1 protein-coding gene is annotated in these 1,776 nt (G+C 62.1%); it reads right to left on the reverse strand.

The genetic code is table 11. From position 1 onward, the window contains the following. The coding region (ligA, locus tag NUW23_09160) for an NAD-dependent DNA ligase LigA (GenBank protein ID MCR4426340.1) at positions 1 to 1,718 on the reverse strand (1,718 nt) is incomplete at its 3' end. Positions 1,719 to 1,776 lie beyond the last annotated feature (58 nt).

Consider the following 1,776-nt stretch of genomic DNA (forward strand, 5'->3'; position numbering starts at 1 on the left):
GTCAGCTTCCAGCGTGAGCAGGAAGCTGCCCTTCCTCCCAGCCGCTCGACCAGGGTCTCGGCCTCAGATCTGGTGAACCCGGACAGGGCGCCAGTGAAAACGAAGGTCTTTCCCGCGAACTCGGGAGCAGCTTTCTGGGCGGTTCTCGCAGGTTCCTCATCGGACATCCTGACTCCGGCCTGGACGAGTCTTCTGATGGTCGCCCGGTTGGAGTCGGATGAGAAGAATGAGACCACGCTCCTCGCTATCTTCTCCCCGATGGTTTCCACAGCAGTGAGATCTCCGACGCCCGCGGAGGCGAGAGCGTCCATTGACCGGAAATGGCCCGCTAGGAGCTTGGCCACATTCTCGCCAACATGCCTGATCCCCAGGGCAAAGATTAGCCTGGCCAGAGGATTGCTCTTGCTCGCCTCGATCTGGGCAAGCAGGTTGTCAGCGGATTTCTCCCCCATCCTGTCTATCTGCATGAGGGCGTCACGGGTCAGGTAGTATATGTCGGAGACGTCTGAGACGAGGCCCGCCTCCATGACCCGCTCCACCGTGGACGGTCCGAGCCCATCGATGTTCATGGCGTTCCTCGACGCGAAATGGATGATCCGCTCACGCAGCACTGCGGGGCATGAGAGGCCCACACACCTCGCGGCAGCCTCGCCTTCCTCCCTCACCACCGGAGACCCACACTCCGGGCACGTTCGGGGCATGTGGAACTCCCGCTCTGCGCCTGTCCGCCTTTCTGAGAGCACTCGCACGATCTCGGGTATCACGTCCCCAGCTCGCTGAATCACGACGGTGTCACCGATCCTGACGTCTTTCGCGCGCACGTAGTCCTCGTTGTGTAACGTCACACGTGACACCGTGACTCCGCTTAGCTCCACCGGGTCAAGCTCAGCCGTTGGAGTGAGCACCCCGGTCCGCCCCACCTGGACTACAATGTCCCGCACAACCGTCGTGCTTTGCCGCGCGGGGTACTTGTAGGCCGTGGCCCACCTGGGGCTCCTGGCGGTGAACCCGAGTTCCCGCTGGAGATCGAGTCTGTTCACCTTGACCACGATGCCGTCGATCTCGTAGGGGAGTCTGTCACGGAGAGAACCGATGCGGTCGCGAAACCCCAGAACCTCCCCGATGTCGCGGCAGAGCTTGATCTCGTGATTCACCCGAAACCCCATGCCTCTCAACCATTGCAGCGCGTCCCAATGGGTCTCAAACTCCGTGCCGCTTGCCCCAGCCAGGTAGTAGATGAACACATTGAGCTTGCGCGAGGCAGTGATTCTAGGATCCAGCTGCCTGAGCGAACCGGCGGCCGCATTTCGCGGGTTCGCAAAGAGGGGTTCGCCGCGGGACGCCCGATCGCGATTGAGCCTCTCGAAATCCGCCCGAGCCATGTAGACCTCGCCTCTGACCGTTAGACTCGTGGGTGCGCCCGCAGGAAGAAGAAGAGGGATGGCCCTGACAGTCCGGAGGTTCTCAGTGACGTTCTCGCCGCGTTCCCCATCTCCGCGGGTTGCGCCCACGGCGAAACGGCCGTCCTGGTACGTGAGGGAGATCGCAAGCCCATCGATCTTGGGTTCAGCGACATACTCCACGCTCGAAAGCCCGGTGCCGCGCCTGACTCTCGCATCGAACGCAGAGAGCGACTCCTCGTCGAAGACGTTGTCCAGAGACAGCATTGGGATCTCGTGCGTCACAGGCTCGAAGGCACCGGACACCTCCCCTCCCACCCGCCTCGACGGAGAATCAGGATCGAAGAGCTCAGGATGGGCTTCCTCGAGTTCGATC

The organism is Bacillota bacterium (assembly GCA_024655925.1).
Lineage (GTDB): Bacteria > Bacillota > DTU025 > DTU025 > JANLFS01 > JANLFS01.